20 protein-coding genes are annotated in these 23,705 nt (G+C 45.8%); 18 read left to right on the top strand and 2 right to left on the bottom strand.

Annotation, left to right across the window (positions count from 1 at the left end; genetic code table 11):
• Nucleotides 1-10 precede the first annotated feature (10 nt).
• Nucleotides 11-1,933 carry a tetratricopeptide repeat protein gene (locus ACHZCX_RS08690; protein WP_319586836.1) on the bottom strand — a complete coding sequence of 641 codons (1,923 nt, stop codon included), beginning with the start codon at nucleotides 1,931-1,933 and terminating at the stop codon, nucleotides 11-13.
• Nucleotides 1,891-2,310, bottom strand: a complete 420-nt coding sequence (locus ACHZCX_RS08685; RefSeq protein WP_319586835.1) for a tetratricopeptide repeat protein — start codon at nucleotides 2,308-2,310, stop codon at nucleotides 1,891-1,893. Before ACHZCX_RS08685 ends, ACHZCX_RS08690 begins: the two co-directional genes overlap by 43 nt.
• Nucleotides 2,311-2,492: 182 nt before the next feature.
• Here ACHZCX_RS08685 and ACHZCX_RS08680 point away from each other — a divergent pair, with 182 nt between their 5' ends.
• The 18 genes from ACHZCX_RS08680 to ACHZCX_RS08595 all read left to right on the top strand — a co-directional run bounded on the left by ACHZCX_RS08680 (nucleotide 2,493) and on the right by ACHZCX_RS08595 (nucleotide 23,646).
• Nucleotides 2,493-3,254, top strand: coding sequence for a polysaccharide biosynthesis/export family protein (locus ACHZCX_RS08680; RefSeq protein ID WP_319586834.1), 762 nt, complete (start codon nucleotides 2,493-2,495; stop codon nucleotides 3,252-3,254).
• Nucleotides 3,255-3,269: 15 nt separating this feature from the next.
• Entirely contained in the window at nucleotides 3,270-4,709 is a 1,440-nt protein-coding gene (locus ACHZCX_RS08675; protein ID WP_319586833.1) for a hypothetical protein, read from the top strand.
• 98 nt (nucleotides 4,710-4,807) lie between these two features.
• Nucleotides 4,808-6,772, top strand: coding sequence for an asparagine synthase (glutamine-hydrolyzing) (gene asnB, locus ACHZCX_RS08670; protein ID WP_319586832.1), 1,965 nt, complete (start codon nucleotides 4,808-4,810; stop codon nucleotides 6,770-6,772).
• Nucleotides 6,773-6,779: 7 nt separating this feature from the next.
• Entirely contained in the window at nucleotides 6,780-7,031 is a 252-nt protein-coding gene (locus tag ACHZCX_RS08665) for an acyl carrier protein (RefSeq protein ID WP_319586831.1), read from the top strand.
• A 167-nt stretch (nucleotides 7,032-7,198) separates the two neighbouring features.
• Entirely contained in the window at nucleotides 7,199-8,743 is a 1,545-nt protein-coding gene (locus ACHZCX_RS08660) for a class I adenylate-forming enzyme family protein (protein ID WP_319586830.1), read from the top strand.
• A 257-nt stretch (nucleotides 8,744-9,000) separates the two neighbouring features.
• A complete protein-coding gene (locus tag ACHZCX_RS08655; RefSeq protein ID WP_394708780.1) occupies nucleotides 9,001-9,735 on the top strand; it encodes a hypothetical protein in 735 nt (244 codons plus the stop codon).
• 69 nt (nucleotides 9,736-9,804) lie between these two features.
• Nucleotides 9,805-10,632: a hypothetical protein gene (locus tag ACHZCX_RS08650; protein ID WP_319586828.1), complete on the top strand. Its 828-nt coding sequence runs from the start codon at nucleotides 9,805-9,807 to the stop codon at nucleotides 10,630-10,632.
• Between the two features lie 54 nt (nucleotides 10,633-10,686).
• Nucleotides 10,687-11,340, top strand: coding sequence for an acyltransferase (locus ACHZCX_RS08645; protein WP_319586827.1), 654 nt, complete (start codon nucleotides 10,687-10,689; stop codon nucleotides 11,338-11,340).
• A 331-nt stretch (nucleotides 11,341-11,671) separates the two neighbouring features.
• Complete coding sequence (locus tag ACHZCX_RS08640; protein ID WP_319586826.1) at nucleotides 11,672-12,322, top strand: exosortase C-terminal domain/associated protein EpsI; 651 nt, start codon at nucleotides 11,672-11,674, stop codon at nucleotides 12,320-12,322.
• A 5-nt stretch (nucleotides 12,323-12,327) separates the two neighbouring features.
• Entirely contained in the window at nucleotides 12,328-13,176 is an 849-nt protein-coding gene (xrtA, locus tag ACHZCX_RS08635) for an exosortase A (RefSeq protein ID WP_319586825.1), read from the top strand.
• Nucleotides 13,177-13,292: 116 nt separating this feature from the next.
• Nucleotides 13,293-14,480 (top strand): glycosyltransferase family 2 protein, encoded by a 1,188-nt coding sequence (locus ACHZCX_RS08630; RefSeq protein ID WP_319586824.1) that lies wholly within the window; start codon nucleotides 13,293-13,295, stop codon nucleotides 14,478-14,480.
• A gap of 57 nt (nucleotides 14,481-14,537) precedes the next feature.
• Nucleotides 14,538-15,227 carry an acyltransferase gene (locus ACHZCX_RS08625; RefSeq protein ID WP_319586823.1) on the top strand — a complete coding sequence of 230 codons (690 nt, stop codon included), beginning with the start codon at nucleotides 14,538-14,540 and terminating at the stop codon, nucleotides 15,225-15,227.
• 41 nt (nucleotides 15,228-15,268) lie between these two features.
• Nucleotides 15,269-16,594 (top strand): O-antigen ligase family protein, encoded by a 1,326-nt coding sequence (locus ACHZCX_RS08620; protein WP_319586822.1) that lies wholly within the window; start codon nucleotides 15,269-15,271, stop codon nucleotides 16,592-16,594.
• 79 nt (nucleotides 16,595-16,673) lie between these two features.
• The gene (locus tag ACHZCX_RS08615; protein ID WP_319586821.1) at nucleotides 16,674-18,179 is read left to right on the top strand and encodes an oligosaccharide flippase family protein; all 1,506 of its coding nucleotides are present in this window, start codon (nucleotides 16,674-16,676) and stop codon (nucleotides 18,177-18,179) included.
• A complete protein-coding gene (locus tag ACHZCX_RS08610; RefSeq protein WP_319586820.1) occupies nucleotides 18,176-19,264 on the top strand; it encodes a hypothetical protein in 1,089 nt (362 codons plus the stop codon). Before ACHZCX_RS08615 ends, ACHZCX_RS08610 begins: the two co-directional genes overlap by 4 nt.
• Before the next feature lie 56 nt (nucleotides 19,265-19,320).
• Nucleotides 19,321-21,207 (top strand): asparagine synthase (glutamine-hydrolyzing), encoded by a 1,887-nt coding sequence (gene asnB, locus ACHZCX_RS08605; RefSeq protein WP_319586819.1) that lies wholly within the window; start codon nucleotides 19,321-19,323, stop codon nucleotides 21,205-21,207.
• Between the two features lie 107 nt (nucleotides 21,208-21,314).
• Nucleotides 21,315-22,508: a glycosyltransferase gene (locus ACHZCX_RS08600; protein WP_319586818.1), complete on the top strand. Its 1,194-nt coding sequence runs from the start codon at nucleotides 21,315-21,317 to the stop codon at nucleotides 22,506-22,508.
• Nucleotides 22,498-23,646 (top strand): glycosyltransferase, encoded by a 1,149-nt coding sequence (locus ACHZCX_RS08595; protein ID WP_319586817.1) that lies wholly within the window; start codon nucleotides 22,498-22,500, stop codon nucleotides 23,644-23,646. The genes ACHZCX_RS08600 and ACHZCX_RS08595 overlap by 11 nt, the downstream gene beginning before the upstream one ends.
• The last annotated feature ends 59 nt before the right edge of the window (nucleotides 23,647-23,705 follow it).

Raw genomic sequence — 23,705 nt, 5'->3', positions numbered from 1 at the left:
CTTCGTTTTTTTATTGCTCGCTTTGCCACTTCTGCAAGGTGGCGGCGGCCTCTTCCTTTTCAGTGAAGGGTTGGTTTTGACCGAGCGCCTTTTCAAGCTCCTTGACCGCCTCCTGCTTCTTGCCTTCGCCGTAAAGGGCCAAGGCCAAATGATAACGCAGAACGGGCATGTCGTCTTGTTTGTGCACGGCCTGGACGAATTCACTACGGGCTAGGCCGAACGAACCTCGTTTGTAATGCACCCACCCTAGGGTGTCGATGATGTTTACGTCGTCGGGTTGCTGCTGCTTGGCAGTCATGGCCAACCGCAGGGCTTCCCCGAGATCCGGGTCTTTGCTCTCGGCGATCATCCAGGCTAGATTGTTGGCTGCCGGGGCAAAGTCGGGCTTGATCGCCAGGATCTTGGTGTAGGCCTCCTTGGCCAGATCACTCTTACCGGTCTGCTCATAGATACTGCCCAACCCCATGTAGGCACCGATGGACTTGGGCTGTTTGGTCAGCAGGTCCTTGTATTCGGCAATGGCCTGATCCGTCTTGCCTTGTTTGGTCAGGATCTGAGCGCTCATGGCATAGGCTTGCGGATTCTCCGGGTCAAGATCCTGCGCTTTCTGGTAGATCTCAAGGGCCTTGTCCGGTTGATTAATGCTCAGGTAGAGATTGGCCAGCAGAACTTGCAGGCCGCCGCTTTTCGGAGCCTTATCGATCTGGGCTTGGGTCATTTTAATAAGTTCTTCCTTCTTGGCTCCTTCTTTCTGGGCCATTTGCAGGACGAAGGTGAAAGCCTTGGCGTTTTCGGGTTGCAGGACGAGCAGTTTTTCAAAGGTCTGCCTGGCTTTACCGTCCTGTTTCATAGCCATATAGGTGAGACCGAGGCTGCCGAGCACCTCCACGTTTTCCGGAACCTTGCTGTGGAGTTCAGTGAACATTTTTTCTGCTGTTTCGTATTCTTTTGAAAAGAGCACAGCTTTGGCCAGGGTGAGAGCAGCCTGGAAATCACGCGGATTGATCTTGAGGGCCGTGGCGGCCTCTTTTTTTGAGGCCTCAAAATCACCCTCCTGTAGCGAGAGGAGAGCCAGCAAGGAATGGGCCTTGCCGAAACCGGGGTTGAGCTTGGTGGCCTCGAGCAGGGATTCCTTGGCCTGCTTCAGGTCTTTGAGGTTACTGTGGGCCAGTGCCTTGACAAAATAAAGCTCATCCCATTTAGGGTATTCTCTGACTAACCCTGAAATTGAGTCCAAGGCTTCCTGATTCTTGCCGTCTTTCAACAGGAACTTGGCTTTCACCAATTTGGCGGCAGCGTTCTTCTCATCTTTTGCAATGACCTTGTCCATCTCTGCCTTTGCTTGGTCAAACTTGCCGTGCTCAAAGTAGAAGTCGGCGAGTTGCGCCTCAAAATCATCCTTTTTTTCGGCGACTTCAATGGCCTCCTTGTATAGCTGTTCCGCCTGCTCAAGTTTTCCCTTCTTGGTATAAAAATCGGCGAGGGATACCTTCAGCTTGCTGTTTTTTGGATCCACCTTCAGCGCCTGATTCAGGTGCTGCTCTGCGGCATCCTGATCGTTTTGCGAAAGGTCAAGAGAAGCCATCTGCAGATAAGGCTGGGCTGAGTCAGGAAAAGTTGCCGCCATTTTTTCAAGGGCTTTTTTCGCCTTGCCCAGTTCCTTCCGCTCCATGTAAAAAGCGGCTAACGTGGAGTGATTGGCCATTTTCTTTTCATCCAGTTCAATGGCCTTGAGAAAGGTCTTTTCCGCTTCTGCAAAGTCTTGCTTGCTTGTCAGGATACGTCCTTTAATTCCATACAAACGATCTTCTTGGGGCGAGGCGGCAATGGCCTTATCGATGGCCGCTAGGGCAGCCTCATGTTTGCCGTCGATCAACTCCAGGTTGGCGACTAGGGCCAGGGCGTCTTTGTTGTCAGGAGCTTGTTTGAGCACCTCGTCAATATTCTTACGAGCATCCTCTTTTTCTGGGAGAGCAGATAAAACTCAGCGGTCTTGATTTTGGCGTCAAAGTTGTTGGGGTCAAGGGTTGCAGCTCGCTGGAGTTCTTCAAAGGCTTGGCGGGCTTCGCCGCTTTTAAGATAGAGCAGCCCCAGCTGATAGCGGGCATCCGCATATTTGGGATCGATCTGGATGGCGTTGCGCAGCTCAATGACCGCTTCTTTGTCTTTTTTCTCCTCCATGTAGACCATGGCTTTTTTAAAATGGGTGGCTTTCTTTTTTTCCGGATCTCCGGAACAACCGGCAAGTATGAACAGGAGAAGGAGGACGGAGCAGGTACGAATCAGGGTCAAAGTGGAAAATCTTTGCATGGCAAGCCCTCTGGCTGAATGAGAAATAAAGCTTTTTTCGAGTGGTTATAAATATAACCGAGAGAGGAGTCCTCTTCCTAGAAAAAGTTAGTTTTTTTTCTGTGTTGTGATAAACTGAGACACCTTGTAGAAGAAACGTATGTGTGTAAAATGAAGATGCTTAAAGCAATTGAGGAGGGGTTATGCGCAGCGAAGGAAAGACACTGAAGATTTGGTTGATGTCGGCGATTGTATTGCTTGCGGGTATGGTTCAGGGCGCGGTTGCCGCTCAAGCCGCGGCCGATGCTGTCGCTGCTGACAAACTGAAGGAACAGTTGCGCAGCGAGGTCGTCGGCAAAACGGCTTTTCCAGGAGAAGATAAGGAATATATCATCGGACATGGCGATGTATTGTCGGTCAGCATCTACGGTGAGGGCAGCATGGCGGCCACCGCAGCGGCCTCAGGCCCCGTCACCGGAATAGAGGGGGAACCGCAAGCAGGACGTGATGTTCCGGGCCACGCGGGTGGCGGAGTGGTTGTCCGGATGGATGGACGTGTTTCCTTGCTGCATGTGGGTGATGTCAATGTTCTCGGTATGACAATGACCCAAGTGGCTGACTATTTGAAAAAGTTGTACGCAACCGTTTACTCCAATCCCATGGTTTCGGTGGCGCTCATCCAGAGCAACAGCCGACGCTATACGGTTATGGGCGAGGTCAGGACGCCAGGCGTTTTGAACATCGAGTATCCGATCACCGTGGTTCAGGTTATAGCCCGGAGCGGTGGATTCACCGAGTGGGCAAATCATGACATCACGGTGGTCAGGGCTGGCGACGGTGTCAAAACTTCCCAAGGAGAAGGTGGGAAAAACACCCTCGAATTCGATTACGATGACCTGGTCAAAGGTAAAAAACTGGATAAAAATATTTATATACAATCAGGGGATATCATCATTGTCCATTAACCGGCGGGTATCGGAATGGGAAACTTGAAGCATACGGGAGCTGCCCTGCTGGCATTGACCGGACTCCTCCCGGCAGGTGATGTTTGGGCGCGGCAAAATATCATGATCGGCGAATTGTCGATCGGGTATGATTTTCAGGACCGCAACTACAAGCAGGGCTCTACGTCCGTCAATTCTGATTCAGAGAACACGCGCAACCTCTTTGCGAGCCCCAGGGTGCGGCTTTCTTCGCGTGATGTAAGCGACCTCCTCGAGTTTACCTACGCCCCGACTTTCACCTATGATGATATCGACAGCAGTCATTTTGTCGGCCATGATCTCGGTCTGCTGGCCGAGAAGAATATCAATCGTAATTGGCTGGTCCGGGCAACCGACAGTTATTTTAAAGGAGAAGATCCGGTTGCCGATAATGAGCGGCGTGGGGCAGCTATCATCCCTGGGGGGGTGGAACCGGTTACGTCGATAGGTGCTGGCCCTCCCGCTGATGCCCCCCGCGAGTTGTCCGACATTGATGGGCGGCAGCGGTATTGGCGCAACGATTTTGGCCTGAGCACCGATTACACCTATGCGCAGGATTCCGTTGTCGGCGTGGGGTATAATTTTGGTGTGCTTCGCTATGATGACAATGGGGTGGCCAACAATGAATCGGACTATGACCGTCATGAAGGGATAGGCCGTCTTTCTTATCGCTTCAATGCCCAGTGGCAGGCAGAAACCGAGGTGAGCTATGTCAAGGGCATCTATGACGAGCCTAGTTCGAGCGTGCTTCCTAGTTCGAGCGCGCTAAATGTTGCGAACGAAGATCTTGAAGAATATCATGGTAGAATCCGGGCCAACTACAGTTGGCGGCCCCATGATGTCTATTTTGGAGAGTATTCGTATGCGGAAACAGTGTATGAGGACGAGAGTTTAAATAACTCTACCATTCATGAGTTCACTTTAGGTTGGAACCATGACTTCAGTCCTCGTTTGCGGATGACTTTATCGGGTGGTCCTTCCTTGGTTACCTTCGAGGAAGGCGACGATGAGACTGGTTACAATGCCTATGCCGGGTTGATTTATACCTTCCAGCAGGCAACCTTGTCAGCAAGCACATCTTACGGGTATGAGTACGACAATTTCGATGGCCTGCAGTCCGGTTTGAGCAAAACCTGGCGTTCAGAACTGGGGTACTCCTACCGGTTCACGCCGGAGTTAGAGGCAAGTTTTACCGCAGGTTATGAGCGGAGCGATTATGAGCAGCCCGGTGGAATAACCACGGCCTTTGACTCAGACCGCTTGAATTATACCAGGGAGACATACGATGCCGGACTGACTGTCGGCTACGGTTTTCTTCGCTATTATACCCTTGCTGCTTCCTATCGCTATGCCGACAACTCGGAACCTGGTGATAATTACGATGAGCACCGGGTGCTCCTGACCCTGACCGCTGCCCATGAGATTTTCCGCTGGTGAGAAACGTACCCAGGGTACTCTTGAAAAAAAATGAACTTTCCTCTCCTCTGTTGTATGCAAAATGTTGGTCCCCCCTTTCTGTCCAGGTCTAGAGCATAATGTGCGGAATCGCCGGCTATTTTAACCTGCAAGCTCCGACCGAGGGCTCCTTGCGCCTGCTGGAACGGATGATCTGGTCGTTACGGCATCGGGGTCCGGATGGGTTCGGTTTTTTTCAGGACGAACAGGTTGGTCTTGCCCATGCCCGTTTGAGCATCATCGACCTGGAAGGTGGTTGGCAGCCGATCTGCAATGAGGATAAGTCGATTTGGGTTATCTTTAATGGCGAAATTTTTAATTATATTGAGCTTCGCGAACAGCTTGTCCGTCAGGGGCATCGGTTCACCACCAGTTCCGACACGGAAGTCTTGGTGCATCTGTACGAGGAAAAAGGGGCGGATTTCGTCAAGGAACTGAACGGGCAGTTTGCCATTGCTCTCTACGACACGCGCAAACAATCGTTGCTGCTGGCCCGCGATAGGATGGGTATCCGTCCTTTGTTTTACTGTCTGCACAGGGGCAGATGCTATTTTGGTTCGGAAATCAAGGCAATCTTTTCAGCAGATACCACCATTCCCCGGCACCTCGACTCGCAGGTTCTTCAGGATATTTTCACCTTTTGGAGCCCGGTCGGGGCGGACACCATCTTCAACGGTGTGTTGCAGGTGCAGCCGGGGCACACGCTGCTGCTGAGCCGGCAAGGACTGGGCAATCAGCAAAAGTATTGGGATATTGACTATCACGCTCCTGTCTCCGCCGTTTCGGACGAAGAGCTTGCCGAAGAACTCCGTGCTCTGCTGATAGATTCCGTTCGTCTGCAGCTTCGTGCCGATGTGCCGGTCGGCGCTTATCTCAGTGGCGGACTTGATTCCTCTACCATCACTTCGATCATCAGGCATTATACGAGCAACCCGCTCAGGACCTTTTCCGTGGTTTTTGAGGATGAGGTGTATGATGAGCGTCATGAGCAAGCCAAGGTTATCGAGTACCTGCAAACCGATCACGACCAGGTGGTCTGTAGCTATGCAACTATAGCCGAAGCCTTTCCCACGGTGATGTATCACACCGAAACCCCTATTCTTCGGACAGCGCCGACCCCTCTCTACCTTCTTTCCGGTTTAGTTAGGCAGCATGATTACAAGGTTGTGCTCACCGGTGAAGGGGCGGATGAAATTCTGGGGGGCTATGATCTCTTCAAGGAGGCGAAGGTTCGGGCTTTCATCGCCGCCCAGCCTGATTCAGCCTGTCGGTCGATGCTGTTGAAACGCCTCTACCCTTACCTTGCACTTTCGCCGACCCGCTCGGCCAGTTATGCCAAGCAGTTCTTCGCCACCGATGTCAACCCAGAGGCAGATTTGTTCTATGGGCATCAACCGCGATGGAAAAACGGCCAGTTCCTTACTCGTTTTTTATCAGATGATTGCAAAATGGTGGACTACTCACCTCTGAATAAAGCAATGGAATATTTCGCAGGGCAATTAAAGGGTATTAATTTTTTTACCCGCGCCCAATATGTGGAATCGAAGCTGTTGCTTGCTAATTATCTCTTATCCTCGCAAGGCGATCGGGTGGGTATGGCTCATTCGGTGGAGGGGCGGTTTCCTTTTTTGGATCATCGGGTGGTGGAGTTCGCCGCTCGAATACCCGTTCGATTGAAAATGAAAGGGTTGAACGAAAAATATCTATTGAAGAAAGCTATGCGGGATCTGCTGCCTCCCGAGATTATCGACCGGAAAAAACAGCCTTACATGGCGCCTGATATTCTGAGTTTTTTCGGTGCTGCAACGCCGTCGTACGTGGAGCACCTCCTTGCGCCTGAGAGTTTGAAGAAATCCGGCCTGTTTAATGCCGATATGGTTACCAATCTTGTCGAAAAATGCCGTGTAAAGGCTCGGCAAGGATTCCGTGAGAACATGGCATTGGTCGGTGTGTTGTCGACCCAATGTTTGTACGATCAATTTATTGAAAACTGGCGGGAACATTGTCCCGAAACTCTACCCAATACCCGAAGAATTATCGATTAGTGAGGATATGATGCAAACCAATAGCGACAAAATCAGGGCGTTTATTTTTAGCAATTTTCTTTTTGATGCTGAAGAGAACGCCCTCGACAACGATACTTCATTCTTAGAACAAGGGATCATCGATTCCACCGGTGTGCTCGAACTCGTGGAATGGCTCGAGGAGACCTTTGCCATGAAAGTCGATGATGAAGAGCTGATCCCAGAGAATCTGGATTCCGTCAACCGGCTGTCGCAGTTTATTACCAGAAAAACGGCTTGATCCACCTTGTTCACATTTGCTTGACGATGTCTTTTCTAGCCGGCCATACTTCGCATGACGACGCTGCTATCTTTGTCATTCTGAACGCAGGTGAGGATCTCAAGATTACTCCCGGTCGAAAATGACAGATTTAAGTGTCATATTGAGTGTAAACTGGAATGAACGCGATGCTTGTAACTGATTATTTGCTGAGAGCTGTTGAGCGTAATCCTGATAAACCGGTGTTATTTCATGACACCAGGATTTTCACCTATAGCGAAATATTTTCCGCCGCCATGGGGATTGCTTCCCGATTGCAGGAATACCGGTTAGAGCCAGGCTTCCGGGGTGCAATCCTCAACGATGATCCCTTCGAATATATAGCCGCCTATTTCGGCATACTGTTGGCCGGCGGCGTGGTTGTGGGGTTAAACACCCAGACATCCGATTCGTCATTAGCCTATGTGCTCAATGATTGCCAGGTTTCGGTGCTCTTCGCCGCAAGTAAATTCAACCGATATCTGCAGGCCGCTCTTCCTCTGGTATCGTCCCTGCAAGTGCTAGTTGTTTCTGGCCGGAAAGAACAACCATCCGAAACGACGCCGTGGCAAACGCAGGATTTTAACGATCTTTGCGACTCCTCGCCTTTGGCGATGCATTCTTTGCAGTATCGTTCCTCCTGTGATTTTGCGCAGATAATTTATACCTCCGGGACCACCGGCAAACCTAAAGGGGTTGTTCTTCGCCACGCCAATCTGACCGCCAATACCGCCTCCATTGTTTCCTACCTCGATCTTCAGTCAACTGATCGGGTAATGGCCGTGTTGCCTTTTTTCTATTCCTACGGGAATTCAGTCCTGCTGACACATATAGCTGTTGGCGGTTCCTTGGTGGTGAACCAGAGTTTTCTCTATCCCAATGTTATTTTGCAGCAGATGGTTGAACACGAGGTAACCGGCTTTTCGGGTGTACCCTCCACCTTTGCCCTGCTCCTCAACCGATCGGCAATAGCTTCCTTTTCCTTTCCTGCTCTACGTTATCTCACCCAGGCCGGAGCCGCCATGTCACCTGAACTGGCCCGGCGACTGAAAACAGTCTTTTCTGCAGCAAAAATTTACATCATGTACGGTCAGACCGAGGGCAGCGCCCGGCTCGCCTATCTCCATCCGGACGATATTGAACGCAAGCCCGGTTCAATAGGCAAAGGTATTCCTGGTGTAGACCTGACCTTGCGGGATGCAGTAGGGAAACCTGTGAGCATCGGAGAAACCGGTGAGATAGTGGCCCGAGGGGAGAACCTTATGGCCGGCTACTGGAATCGTCCCGAAGAAACCAGGGAAGTGCTGCGATCCGAAGGATTATGGACCGGCGACTTGGCGCGATTGGACGAAGAAGGGTTTTTGTATATTATCAGTCGAAAGAACGATATGATCAAATCCGGATCGCATCGGATCGGACCCAAGGAAATCGAGGATGTGCTCGCGGAACATTCTGCCGTGCATGAAGTGGCTGTGATTGGTATTCCCGATGAAATACTTGACGAGCGAATCCGGGCGTGTGTTGTTCTCCGTCCTGGTGCCGCCAGCAGCGAAAAAGAACTGAAGGCGCATTGCAAAAAGCTCCTGCCTCAGTATAAAATACCACATGATGTAGTTTTTCTCGATGACCTGCCGAAAACAACCTCCGGCAAGATTAAAAAAAATGAACTGCGTTCAACGGTGATCACTTCATGAAACTCTGCACCCGATGCATTTTACCCGAGACTTTTCCAGGCATTTCTTTTGATGAACACGGGGTGTGCAATCACTGCCGCTCTTATCGCGGAGCGGAGGCCACAGAAGCGCTCAAACAGAAATATGAACAAAAGTTCCGTGATCTTCTTGCCACGGAAAGAAAATCTTCTTCGTACGATGTGCTTGTTGCATACAGCGGCGGCAAGGACTCCACCTATACCCTGGATGTCTTAGTCAACCGGTATCGGCTCAGGGTATTGGCCCTGACCTTTGACAATGGATTTATTTCACCCCGGGCTGTTGAAAATATTTATACGGTTTGCGGCAACCTCGGCGCCGACTTGCTGGTTGTGAGGCCAAACCCGAAAATGCTGCATGCTATTTTTAGGACGGCAGCAAAACAAGAGCTCTACTCAATGAAAACCCTTGAGCGGGCCTCCACCATCTGCACCTCCTGCATTGGTTTGATCAAGAATTTAGTTCTGCGCACCGCCATTGAAAAGGAAATCCCGTTCGTCGGTTTTGGCTGGTCGCCCGGTCAAGCGCCTGTCCAGGCATCGGTGATGAAAACTAATCCCGCCCTGATGCAGCAGGCACTTCAAGCAATTTATAAACCGCTGCACCAGATAGCCGGCGACGCCATCAACCCCTATTTCCTTGGAGGAAGTCATTCCACCAATCCGGAAAAGTTTCCCCATAATGTTCATCCATTAGCCTTTCTTCCATACGATGAGGAAACGATAATCGAACGGATTAAAACCCTCGGTTGGGTCAAACCGGACGATACCGACCCGAATTCGTCGAACTGTCTGCTCAACGCCTATGCCAATCATATTCACCGCCAGCGCTACAGTTTTCATCCCTATGTGTGGGAAATTGCCAATATGGTAAGGGAAGGTGTTATGACCCGCGTGGAAGGGCTGGAAAAAATAGAGCAACCAGAACTCCAACACATGGTGGAGTATTCGAGAAATATATTACAAAACAGCTAGTTTCTTTGCGTATCTATCTGTTTTTTATTCAAATGTTTAATGGGCGACAAATTGGGAAGGATTGTTATCGTGAAAAAAAAAAGCTCCCTTATAATTATATTTAGTCTTTTTATTATTCTGGTCACACTTTTGGCATGCGAAGAAAATAAGAAAGGGAACATGGAGATGGGTAATAAAAATCATATCAACGCAAATCAGTGGAAGATTCTGGAAAAAAAACGAATTGTATTTGGACACCAATCTGTTGGGAATAACATTTTGACAGGGGTGCAAGATTTAGCGAAACAAGAAAAAATAAGTTTGCATGTCAATGAGTTAGGAGTCGAAACAACCGATCCTGGTATTATTCATTTTGAAATTGGAAAAAATACAGATCCTCTATCCAAGATAGAAGATTTCGAAACAAAGATGGAATCAAACACTCTTAAAAATATTGACATAGCTATGTTTAAACTTTGCTATGTTGATATAGATTCTACAACCGATGCTATTAAATTAGCTAGAGATTACATCGATAGCCTTGATAGGATGGGTAAAAAATTTCCCAATACCATTTTTATAGCGATAACTTGTCCCCTCACGGTTGTTGAAAGTGGCGCTAAGGCTTGGTTAAAAAATTTTCTAGGACGAACTCTTTATGGTTACGAGGAAAATTATAAACGAAAACAGTTTAATGATTTTATTCGTAATCATTTTAAAAATAATGGATTTTTGTTTGATTTAGCTCAACTTGAAAATAATGGATCTGGAGGTCATTCGTATAAAGAAAGTCAAATAGAAGTATTAAATCCTTCTATAACAAATGATGGAGGGCATCTTAACGCTCAAGGGCAACAATATATAGCAGCAAAGTTTTTAGATGTTCTTTCTTCTGTTTTTATGAAGAAAAAAATGTGAATAATAATTTTTTTTATTAGTTTTTCAGATAAATCTCCTATTTTGAGAAGTGTAATGAATTCTTATATAGCTAATATTTTTAATAGCATTATTGAATTTGTGATAAAGTGTAAAAGAAAGTTTGTTGTATATGACAAGTACAAAGAGGATTATCTGTCGAATGTCCAAACTTTAATCAAACGCGGGCTAGTTGTAGGGAAAAATGTCACGATAGAAACAGGTGTTTTGATCGACGGTTCATATCCATATCTAATTTCAATTGGTGATAACTCCTCGATTGCAATGAATGTTCGTATTTTTGCTCATGATGATGCGCCGGTCAAATTTGGGGGTAATTTCGTACGTTTAGGGAAAGTTGATATCAAAGAGAACTGTTTTATAGGGGATAGTTGTATCATACTTCCTGGTGTGACTATTGGTCCCAATGTCATTGTGGCGGCTGGTTCGGTTGTCAATAAGAGTATCCCACCGGATACTTGTGTTGCAGGAGTGCCTGCCCGATTTTATGCGAACTTTCACGATGTAATTGAAAATGTCCAGGAGAAGGCTAAAGTCAACCCCGTTTTTTTCAGTGAAGATTTGCGACATGAGAATTTGACTGAGGAATTAAAGTCGGAGGTCAGGAAAGCAGTATTTAACGATACTTGTTTTGTCCAAAGGAAATCTGTTCGCCCTGATTTGTACATATTATGGAATCGTACAGAGTAAATCAATAGGTCGTTAGCACCAATGATTGCTTGTTGTAAGATGATGAAATGGCGAAGGAAAAGTGGGGGCGCCCTGTGTTCAGTTGAAACCAGCGTACCACGCGCAATTTTGAGTTGAAATTTATTTTATGTAAAAAGGTGACGGGTGGTTTTGATGGGTTAGTTGTCCATGAGTATGCTTATGGATGGTGTCTCCAGCTTTTTTTATACCATAGCAGGATATGCAATCAAAATTGAAACAAATGCGTTCAAGTTGTCTCTTCTTTTCTTTGCACGATTAAATTTCCAACCTGAATGGTTGCGAATGTATAACTTCTTCATCCTTCCTCACTATGAAAATCTCTCCTCTGCGCACTCTTATAATCATCATTTTCCTTGGTGGTACCTTTTTACTTATTCGGGATGTTTCCGGCCCCCTGCGGACTCCTATTAAACAGCCGCTTGCTAAATTTCCCGCAATGCTTGGGGAGTGGCAGGTGCAGTCCTCTCGTGAGTCTTCGGATGCTGTCGTCAAGATGCTCGGGGTTGATGATTATATTGAACTCAATTATTCGTCCCCGTCAGGGCAACCGATTAATTTTTATGCAGCATTTTATGAATCGGTGGGTAGTGGCAGCAGTTATCATTCACCGAAAAATTGCATTCCTGGCGGAGGTTGGGGTATTGATGCGGTGAAAACGGTCGAAATCGTTCCCAAGGAAGGGCGGGCCCCGATGATCGTCAGTGAGATGATTATCAGGAACCGCAATGAATACCAAGTGGTGTTATACTGGTATCAAAATCGGGGACGAATTATCCATTCGGAGTATTGGGAAAAGATCTATCTGGTGCTCGACGCCATTTTGAAGAAACGAAGAGACGGTACCTTTGTTCGCCTCATTGCACCCGTACCTAATGGTGATATACAACAAGTTGAGACGTTCCTGCAGCATTTCGCTGGTCTTGCTGTCACGGAACTCGACAATTTTCTTCCAGGGAGTTAGGTAGCATGCCTTCAGCATTGTTTCAGCACCGGCTTTACTCCCTTAATATTGTCTGTCTCCTGCTCATTCTCGGAGCACTTGTAGGGCTGTATTCTCCTGTGCTAGTTGTTCTGACGCAGGAGTGGTCAACCAATGACAATTATTCCCATGGTTTTTTTATCCCTTTGATTAGCGGATACATGATATTCACCATGCGGGCTGAATTGAATAATATCTCGTTGCGACCGGCTAACTGGGGATTGCTTTTGTTGCTGATAGGACTAGCACAGCTCTATATAGGCAAAGTTGGGTCAGAGTTCTTTCTGCAAAGAACCTCGATTATCTTCGTGCTTCTAGGCATCGCGCTGTTCCTTCTGGGAGCAGCAATGGTCCGCAAGCTATTGCTTCCGATTGGTTACCTTATTTTTATGGTGCCGCTACCCGCTATTATTTGGAATAAAATCGCCTTTCCCATGCAGCTGTATTCCAGTGCCATTACAGAAAAGGTGATCCAGGTGACAGGTATTCCGGTGCTTCGTGAAGGCAATGTTCTTCATCTGGCGCAGACTACTTTGGAGGTGGTTGACGCATGCTCTGGATTGCGCTCATTAACAACTATGTTCGCGCTCAGTGCTGCCCTTGCCTGGTTCAGCGACTGCGCTGATTGGAAAAAATGGGTACTTTTTCTGGTGGCCGCACCCGTCGCTATATTCGCCAACATTATCCGGCTCACCGGAACAGCCAGTCTCGCCAGTCTTTATGGAGAAAAAGTTGCCCAAGGCTTCCTTCATGAGTTTTCTGGACTTTTCACTTTTGCGTTTGGATTGATGCTGTTGGTTCTGACGAAAATAATTCTTCAAAGCAACAAGATGTGAATGGTAGGTTTTCCCCTATCGATCATTCCTTATCTTTTTTCTGTTACTTTGAATGTAGCCATGCCTTAAATTATAAAATTTTATTGAAAATTGTTGAATATTAAAAAAGAGTCTGATTGTACAAACTGCATGCACATTATTATATATTTATGAAAATTATTTTTTGGTCCAGTCTTTTCTTTATTTTATATACTTATCTTGGATACCCATTTTGGCTTGCATTTAGAAAAAAGTGTTTCTTGAGTCGAAATAATTTTGAAGTGGACACATGCGAACTGCATGATATTGCCGTTGTTATCGCAGTGTACAATGAGGAAAAAAACATCTCTAAACGAGTTGTTGATATTAACAGGCAGAATTATCCTCAAGAAAAATTAAAAATAATTGTAGTCACCGACGGCTCGACAGATCGCACAATGGATGAACTGTCCAAGTTGAGTTTCTCCAACCTCGAGATTATTTCATTGCCAGAGAATCAAGGAAAATCGATGGCACTTAATGTCGGTGTTGCTGCGGCTAGGAGTGAACTAGTCATTTTTACCGATGCCCGGCAAGCATTTGCCCCGAATGCAATTCGCAACTTGAACGATACCTTTGCTGACCCAAATGTTGGTTGCGTTAGTGGAGAATTGGTTTTCTTGCAGGATACTGAAAGTGCCATTCGGGAGGAAATGGGTGTTTACTGGAAATATGAGAAATGGATTAGGAAAACAGAGAGCATCACTGGTTCGGTAGTTGGGGCGACCGGTGCAATCTATGCGATTCGACGGAAACTTTACCGGACGTTGCCACAAGGAGCGCTTTTGGACGATGTTTTAACCCCGATGAATATTGTCATGCAAGGTTATCGGAGTCTGTTGAACTCGGAATCCATTGCCTACGATAATTTTTCTAGAGATGTCGCGCAGGAATGGAAACGCAAGGTTCGAACTTTGGCGGGCAATTGGCAACTCTTGAGCATTGCCCCTTCCCTTCTCTTGCCATGGCAGAATCCGCTTTGGTGGAGGTTTCTTTCCCACAAGATATTCCGTTTGCTAGTGCCTCTGGGATTATCGCTTTTTTTAGTAGCGAGTGTATTGGCAGAAGGATTTTTTTTTGAAGTTGCTATGCTATTACAGTTGGTTGTTTATACAGTTGCGCTGCTTGCCTGGCTGATCCCCACCACGCGAAAATACAAGGTCGTCAAGTTAATCTATTTTTTTGTGCTAATGAACATCGCGGTTACCATTGGTTTCTGGAAGTGGGCAACGGGTCAGTGTCATACGGTTTGGCAACCAGCACATAAAAACAAGCAAGAAGTTTGATTTCCCCACTGTAAGGGGAAGGCGTCGTGTATTCTTTCTTAAATTCTCAGGATATATATGAGTAGCTTTCTATTAAAAATCAGACGAAGAGAGACTCCTTTTTACAATAAACTGTATTTGATATTAAAAAGGATTCGTGCTGTGAATTTTCCAGTAATTTACCCTTTGCATCGTTTTCTTTATTACGAGTTTCGACTTCGGCGAAACCTTTGGCGCGGTTTATGGAAATTCATTTACTATGAGCCGCTCTTTAAAAGTCAGTGTGAGTCAGTAGGAAAGGGGCTTCACTTGGTAGGTGGGATTCCACTCATCCAAGGGCACCTACGTATAATTCTCGGCAATAATGTTTCATTGCATGGTAGGTCTACATTTACCGGGTCTAAAGTGTTCGAAAGTCCAACACTTCGCGTGGGCAACAATACTGTTCTGGGCGACCAACTCCAGATTTCAGTCGGTTGCGATGTGACGATAGGAGATAATGTTCTGATTGCTGGTGGGGTGTGTATTTATAGTTGTGATCAGCATTGTTTGAATCCTGCTGAGAGGCATCTTGCTCCGCCACCCGCAACAAGTAGACCAGTCATCATTGAAGACAGCGTTTGGATCGGGGAAAAATGCACCATCCTCAAAGGTGTAATGATCGGCAGGAATTCTATCGTTGCTGCCGGCACAACTGTAACAAAGGATGTCCCTCATGATTCGATAGTGAAGGGGCCCCAGGCGCTAGTCACTCCCCTTATCTATTAAACGCGGCATAATATCGTTGTCTAGGGACAAATAAAAAATCCATGGAAGACGTAGCGGTTCATTATCTGTATCAACCCAATATTGTAATTGAGTTAATCGTGTTAGCGATAATTCTCTTATCGGTTGTTGGTCCTGAAAGGATGACAGCTGTCACTGCTGCTGTGATGCTGTTGCGTCCGAACGAACGTTTTCATTGTTTTATCTCGTCCTACCCAATTGTTGTTTTTTGTACCATGTTTATGGCTTTGATTTTTTTTGGGAATAAAGACTCGCACGGAAAACAATTAAAGTGCACTATTCCATTACTTTTGTTCATAGCAATTATAATTTTCCAGACTATTCTCTTTCGCCGTCATCAATTCATAAATAATATGTTGGTTATTTCTCCAGGTCTACTCCTGTATTTCGCTATTATCTCTTTTTCTACCAACACAAAAGGTGCAAAATTGCTCAGCTGTGTGGTACTGATCAGTTGTTTTCTCATTTGCGCAGAAGCTCTATATTATCATTACTCCGAGCCAGTTGGTAGTGTGCTTTATAATTTTTTTCATGGTTTTTCTTTAGGGCGTCCTGACCTCGCCAGACTTCAAGCTTGGGGACAATGGGGCAACGCTAACGAAACAGCATTTATAGCATGTGTCGGTAGTATCAATGCCACTTTTCTCTGTGTGCAGTTTAAGCAAAAACTGTACTATGCTGTTACTGCGGTTCTGATCCCTATTTTTGTCTTGGTTGTGTATCTAACTGGCTCTCGAGCTGGGCTGGCAACGTTTGTGATTTTTTTTCTAGCGTTGATTTTTCTGATAAAATTTAATTTCAGCAAGTTGATCATCATGTTATTTCTGGGAGCCGTAGTTGTTTTCTCTAGTTCATTCGCTCCAGAACGGCCTGATAGTAAGGGTTCTACTGAAGAGCGTTTAGACCTGAGGTACGGTGGAATACAGGTATTCAAAGCATATCCTTTAATAGGGGTTGGTTTTCAAAACTTACAAAATGAACTCGGGGGAATGGTAGCGCATAATACATTTGTTCAGGCTTTCGCCGAAACTGGATTGATTGGCGCGTGTTTTTTAATTTACTATCTATACAAGGTCGGATTAAGTCTGTATCAAGTACTATGTAGTCACAAAAATAATAGATCGCCGACAACAAATGTGGCTGTTGTTGTCGGGCTGTATTTGAGTTCTTTGTTTTATTTTTTTTGGGGTAATCAGCTATTATCACTGCTGTTCTATTTGATTTTCGCGCAGGTCCATTCTTGGTTGCAATTAATTGAAAAAGATCGATTAGCTCGAGTTTCAACTCATTCCACTCCTGCAGGGCAATTGAAGTGTGAAGTGGTGCCGATTATTGCGACCAATATATAGGCAATGAACTGCTTACTTTTTAAAGAGAAAACCTGTCGAAGCCAAAGTTCGCAGGTGACCAGACGGTTCAAAGGAGCCTATGTCAAATTCTACTGCGAAAAATAGTATTGCATTGATGGTCGGCAGGGGGGCTTCCCTCCTCCTCTCTGTTATTACGCCAATGATCCTGGTAAGGATTTTTTCGGTAGGCGAATACGGCGAGTATCGGCAGGTCATGCTCATCGTGACAACCGCCGCCATGTTCCTCCCGTTGGGCTGTCCTATCAGTCTCTATTATTTTTTACCTCATTTTCCGGAAGCTAAAGGGAAATATCTTTCGCGAACAATAGCTGTGATGATGCTGACCGGAGGCTTGTTTTGTTTGTTCATGTGGCTACGCGCCGAAGACGTTTCTCGCTTTTTCAATAACGCTAACTATCTTGAAACCGGTCTTCTTATTGGCGTATTAGCATTCATGCTTGCCGCTTCTTCGCTTATCGACACAGTGCTGCTTGCTGATGGTCGGGTAATACTCTCCATCAAAGTGATGATCATTGCCAAGATCATTCAGGTTCCGGTCCTTATTGCATCTGCTTTATTTGGCGGCTACGTGCTTCTTTTGAAAGGGTTTTTGTTCGTACTCCTCGGTAAATTTTTCCTTTCACTCTGGTTTTTCAGGGTAAGTTACCGGATCTCATTGTTTGATCTGGTGGAAAACAATTGGCGACCTCATTTGAAATATGCCATCCCGATCGGGTTCGGAGGGATGTGGACCATGCTGGCAGAAACGCTAGATAAATTCCTCGTTTCTCATTATCTCGGGGAGGAGATGTTTGCCATCTATTCAACAGGCTGCTACGAATTGCCTGTCATTGTGGTGATCTTCAGTTCTATCGGCGACGTGGTATTACCACTCATAGTCCAGCGAAAAAGTATGAACATGACCTCGGAGGTTGTGAGGCTATGGCATAGGGCCATCGAGCAGTCCATGTTAATCGGAATTCCCATAGTAATTTTTTTTTCTGCCTATGCCAACGAATTCATAACAACTGTTTTCACAATGAAGTATGTAGATGCAGTGCCGATTTTCCGGGTGTCAATTATAGCAATTCTTTTGGAGTCCACGCGCTACGGGCTCATTACCAGAGCTTACGCCCGGACTGGTTTCATGTTTTTCGTCTCATTGATTGCACTTCTCCTTATGGTACCTGCAACCTATTTTGGCATTAAATATTTCGGATTGATGGGAGCAATTAGTGCCTTTGTGTTGACACGGTGTTTCCTTGTAGGTGCTGAGATAGCATATTCAAAATTTATTCTTTCCTTGCTTTGGCGCAATCTATTACCCTTCCGATATATAATAAAGGTAACAATTTTGTCTTTTTCTTGCCTGTTATTACCCCTGTTTTCTAAAAAAATATTTGTCTTAAGCAATGAATGGTCGCAGCTTTTTTATCTTTTATTTTTTACTTTTTTATCGTTTGTTTATTTAACCAATTATTTCGGGTATTGGACTCTAGACACCCTACCCATTCCTGAAAAATTTAAGAAATTTTTCCTAGCTATCTTTCCTGGGAAGCGAAATTACAGCTGGATTTCGGCATGAAGATCAGTAGAATAGATAACCGTTATTTGTCAAATTGGTTAGGAAGCTATTTTCTGCAAACCCTTACCAGCGTGCTTAAGCCTAGGCACGAGGGGCCTACGCATGTTCTTTTTCAATTCGTTGATCATTTTGAGCTCGCTGGCAAACAACCAAGGCTTACCGAATGGCTGTTAAAATATCCTATACTTGCGTCGCAGCACAGAGACGCGGATGGAGCATTCCCAAAACACACTTGGTATTATGCACTTGACCTCATGCGCAAAGATGAGTTGGAGAAGTTGAAGGCTTTGGTATCGGCAGGATTTGGAGAGGTCGAGTTGCACTTGCATCACAGCCATGACACGCCAGAAAGCTTCCAGGAAAAATTGCGAACCGGATTGAAAACTTTTCAGCAATTCGGTTTCATGCGGCCAATCAAGGAGGGGATGGATGGTTGTTTTGGGTTTATCCATGGCAATTGGTCTCTCAATAATTCGCGTGGAGATCAATTCTGTGGTGTTGATAATGAGATAGAGCTTCTGAAATCCGCAGGCTGCTACGGTGATTTCACCTTTCCTGCCTTACATTGCCTCGCTCAGCCAAGCATGATTAACTCTATCCACTACGCTAGTTTTCAAAAGGGTAGAGCAGCCTATTTCAAAGGTAGAAAGGCGGATGTCGGAATCCAGGAGGCGGAACAGGAATTCATGATTTTCCAGGGACCTCTCACAATTAATTGGCAAGACTGGCGGTTCAAGTGGCATCCCACTATTGAGAATGGAGAGATTGGTATGAGCTGCACCCATGCTGACCCTGTGCGTGTCGATTCCTGGATTCGCCAGGGAATTTGTGTAGAGGGGCGGCCAGATTGGGTATTTGTAAAGGTTTTTTGTCATGGAGGGCAAGACCACCAGCATGTTTTAAGTGAGACAACGGATAAAATGTTTTCTTACCTTGAGAAAAAATACAATGATGGTGTCAATTACATTTTACACTATGTTTCCTCGCGTGAGGCCTACAATATGGTCAAGGCGGCCGAGGATGGTAAATCTGGGGACCCAAACCACTACAGAGATTACATCATCCCGCATCCGCTTAACAGATAAACGTTTTTCGATGCGTTTGCATCGGGCCCCTAAATTGACTAAATGGTGAGTTGAAAGTGTGTGGAATTTTTGGAATAGCCTTTGCTGATGCCCAGCGAAAGGTCGATCCCCGTATGGTTGTCGGGGCGACAAGCCTTATGGCACATAGGGGGCCAGACGACAGTGGGTACTGGGTCAACAACAATCTAGGGCTGGGGCATAGGCGATTAAGCATTATCGACCTGTCGCCATCTGGCCATCAACCGATGTTCAACGAAGATGGCTCAATAGCTCTCGTTTTTAATGGGGAAATCTACAATTTCCCCGAAATCTATAATGATTTGCAGCAGAGGGGGCACCGGTTTAAAAGTCGCAGCGACACAGAAGTGATTATTCACGCATATGAGGAGTGGGGCATCGAATGCCTGCAACGGTTCAACGGCATGTTCGCTTTCGGCCTTTGGGATTCGCGAAATAATTTTCTTTGGATTGTTCGCGACAGGCTTGGCGTGAAACCACTTTACTATTACTGGAACGGTGCGATCTTACTTTTTTCTTCCGAGATCAAGCCTATCCTGTACACCGGATTCGTCTCGACCGAGGTCAATACCAATGTCCTTGATGCCTATCTCAGCGTTGGCTATGTCCCTGCGCCTGAGACCATGTTTAAGCACATCTTCAAACTAAAATCAGGCCATTTTTTGACACTGAAAGATGGCCATCTAAAAGAAAGTGAGTATTGGGACTTCGCCAATATCGAGCCGACTAGCGAGAGCTTTGAACAATCCAGGCAGCGTCTCGAATCGCTCCTTACAGATAGTGTACGGAAGAGACTGATAAGCGATGTCCCTGTTGGTGTGTTTCTAAGTGGTGGACTTGATTCCAGCGTAGTCGTCTCGCTTATGAGCGGCTTGACGGATTCGCCTATCAGCACATTCACTGTTGGGTATGACTCAAAAGAAAGCGAAGAACGTTACGCGAAGCTGGTTGCTGAGAAGTTTCACACCAATCATCATGTTCTTAAACTAGAGGCGGAGGATTTTTTTTCCTCCATCGCTGCAATGGTCAACTTTGCTGAAGAGCCGGTCGTCGAACCCGCAGCTATTTCGCTTTACCACATTTCAAAACTTGCCAGACAAAAAGCGATTGTTCTCCTTTCCGGCGAAGGAAGCGATGAGCTGTTTGCCGGGTATTACTTGTACACCTTCATGGCCAGAATTGGGCAGGCGCAACGCTTTGTTCCGGATGAGCTCTTGCACATGATCAATTGTTTTCCGCAGGGATTCAAGAAGCTCAGGCACCTGAAGTATTTGGATTGGCTTTCTCTCCCTTTGGAGAAGCGGTATCAGGGAACATCAAGCTATCTCACCGAATCAGTAAAAAAGCGATTATATTCTCCAGAATTTTTTTCGCAAAAAGGTTCTTATCTTGAAAATACGTTTCAGCTCTATTTTGATAGGGTTTCCCACTGCTCCGATACCGTAAACAAAATGCTCTATGTCGATACCAAAACATGGTTGGTCGACGATCTATTGTTGAAGGCGGACAAGATGACCATGGCCGCTTCCATCGAATTGCGAGTTCCGTTCCTTGATTATAGACTTGTTGAATTTGCCATGTCGCTCCCTTCCTCCATGAAAATCAACAAGGGTTCCAGTAAGCATATTCTCAAAAACATGATTGGCAATAAGTTGCCTTCCGAAATCGTCCACAGAAAAAAAATGGGGTTCCCTGTTCCAATCGAAGAATGGTTTGGGAAAGACCTTTTTCCGGTCATCAGTGAAAAAATTCGAAGCTCTGATATTTTGTTGCAACTGCTTGATGCAGATTCCCTTGATGCTGTGTTATCCAGGCATCAAAACCGCGCCGAGGACAACGGCAAGCTGATCATGTCCTTGTTGGTTCTTGCAATGTGGAGAGAATCGTTCATGCGTAACTTCACTGAGGCACATGGCAATTTATGAGGAAGGTCTTGGTCGTCTCATACAGTTTCCCTCCTGTGGGTGGAGCTGGGGTGCAACGCCCTGTGAAATTTGTTAAATACCTACGGGACTATGGTTGGGAGCCTGTCGTGCTTACAGTTTCAAATCCTTCAGTACCTGTTATAGACACTAGTTTAATCAAAGACATTCCGGATGGTGTCACTGTGTACAGGGCACGAACCCTTGAACCTTCCTACGCCCAAAAACAGGAGTTTATCGCTTCTGGCAAAAACCTCAAATCGCGTATCAAGTCACTGGTGAAGAAACTCGTTACCCCTCTCATGCTGCCCGATAGCCAGGTACTTTGGTGGCCTGGTTTGATGTTCAAACTAATACGGGTGATCTGGAGAGAAAGGCCAAGGGTTCTGTTTGTCACCGCCCCACCGTTTTCGACTTTCTTGCCGGTAGTGTTCTTAGGAAAGATGCTGGGGGTTCCCGTAATTCTTGACTATCGTGACGAATGGGTATTTTATCGCGCCCAATTGGAAAATGCGATAAAGCATTCCTTGGCGAGGCGACTTGACACGATTTTTGAGCGCTATGCTGTTATGCAATGCACGGCTTTCACTGCAGCAAATAAGAGCTACGTCAATAGTCTCTGCTCAGCATATCCAGAGATTAGTCCAGACAAGGCGACCGTCATCACTAACGGCTTCGATGAGGATGACCTTAATTTCAAGGAGACAGTCGGTGTTGTACATGGCGGAAACATGCCGATTACTCTTGTATACGCTGGGACAGTCTGGAAAGCTACGTCTCTCAGTAATTTTGTGACAGCGCTAAAAAACCTTTTGAAAATGGACCCTGCCCTGCGGAGTGTACTAAGAGTGAAGGTATTTGGCAGAGTTGTCGATAGTGAACAGGAATATCTTCAGAATCCCGATCTGACCGGAGTTCTGCGCATGTTTGGCTATGTCGAGCATGCTGATCTGATGGAGGAAACCATGGCCGCCGATGTGTTGGTGCTAACTCTAAGCGATTTGCCTGGGGCTGAAAAAATTATTACAGGTAAAGTGTTCGAGTATATGGCGACCGGGAAACAAATTCTAGCTATCGTACCAGAGGGCGAGACAAAAGACCTGCTCAGCCGAAACTACAACAAGTTGTCCTTGGTTGACGCGAATGATCTTGATGGGGTTCGTAATGCGTTAGCGGATATCGTTTCTAATATCCTGGTTATCAGGAAGACTTCCGGTACCGATGTGTCATCCTTTTCCCGGAAGGAACTCACACACACCCTCGCGAGGGTCTTCGACAAGGCAGAGGAGGTGTATGCCCTGTAAAATGAAAAAATGTCATGTAATGCATGTGGTAGATAGTCTTGAAGTTGGGGGCATGGAAAATGGAGTTGTTAATCTAGCCAACCATATTGATAAAGAGCGCTTCATATTTTCTGTTTGTTGCCTGTCTCATCCTGGAAATATGAGCAAGAGGATCACCGATAAGGGCGTAACGGTTTTTTGTCTTAACTGGAGAGGTGGCTTCACCCTCGGACTCTTTTGGAAGATATATCAGGCAATGAAAGAGCGAAAGGTCAATATAGTCCATACACATGGTTGGCTAACTTTGTTATATTGTTCGGTACCTTCAGTTTTGTTAAGAACAATTCTTGTTAATGGAGAGCATGGATTATTTTACCTCGAGAAGTTTCGACGACTAATTGCGTACAAAATAATATCATTAGCGGTGGAAAAATATGTACCCGTTTCGTACTCCCTGGAAAAAGAACTGTTAAGGATCTTGAAAATAGATAAGAATAAAATTGTCACTATCCCCAATGGTGTCGATCTTCAGGCATTTAGTCCTCTAACACGTGAAGAAATAGCTACCGTCAAGCAAGAACTTTCCATCCCGGCTTCGGTATCCCTAATTGGTAGTGTTGGACGCCTAGAGCCAGTGAAAAATTTTGCAATGCTTTTGCGTGTCTTTGCGAATTTGTCTAAAAATAACAACAATCTTCATTGTATTTTGATTGGTGATGGTTCATTGCGTAGAGAACTGGAAGTGCTCGCCACTGAGTTAGGTGTAGAGGGCAAAGTGCATTTCACCGGAAAGATCAGCAACCCCTACCAGGTCACCCCCTTGCTTGACATATTCGTATCAACATCATTAAGTGAAGGTATGTCGAATACCATACTGGAGGCAATGGCATGCGGTATCCCCATTGTCGCGACTAATGTAGGAGATAACAGCAGGCTGGTTCAAGACGGTAAAAATGGTTTTTTGGTTAATCCCGAGAATGCTATTCTTCTTGAAAAAGCTATCCATCTTCTATTGTCTGATGATGTCAAAAGGAAGGCATTTGGTATAATTTCTAGAGAAATTGTTGAAAATAAATTCGATATTATGAACATGATCGCCAAATATCAAGATATATATATTAAAATTTTATTTAAAAAAGGATATTTTAATGATTTATAATTTTCTAGCTAAACGTATTCTTATTCCGTTATATTACAAATATACTGGAAATTGTGCTG

It is taken from the genome of uncultured Desulfobulbus sp. (assembly GCF_963662935.2).
Taxonomy (GTDB): Bacteria; Desulfobacterota; Desulfobulbia; order Desulfobulbales; family Desulfobulbaceae; genus Desulfobulbus.
The sequence above is the reverse complement of the archived record's forward strand: the minus strand, read 5'-3'. Positions and strand labels throughout refer to the sequence as shown.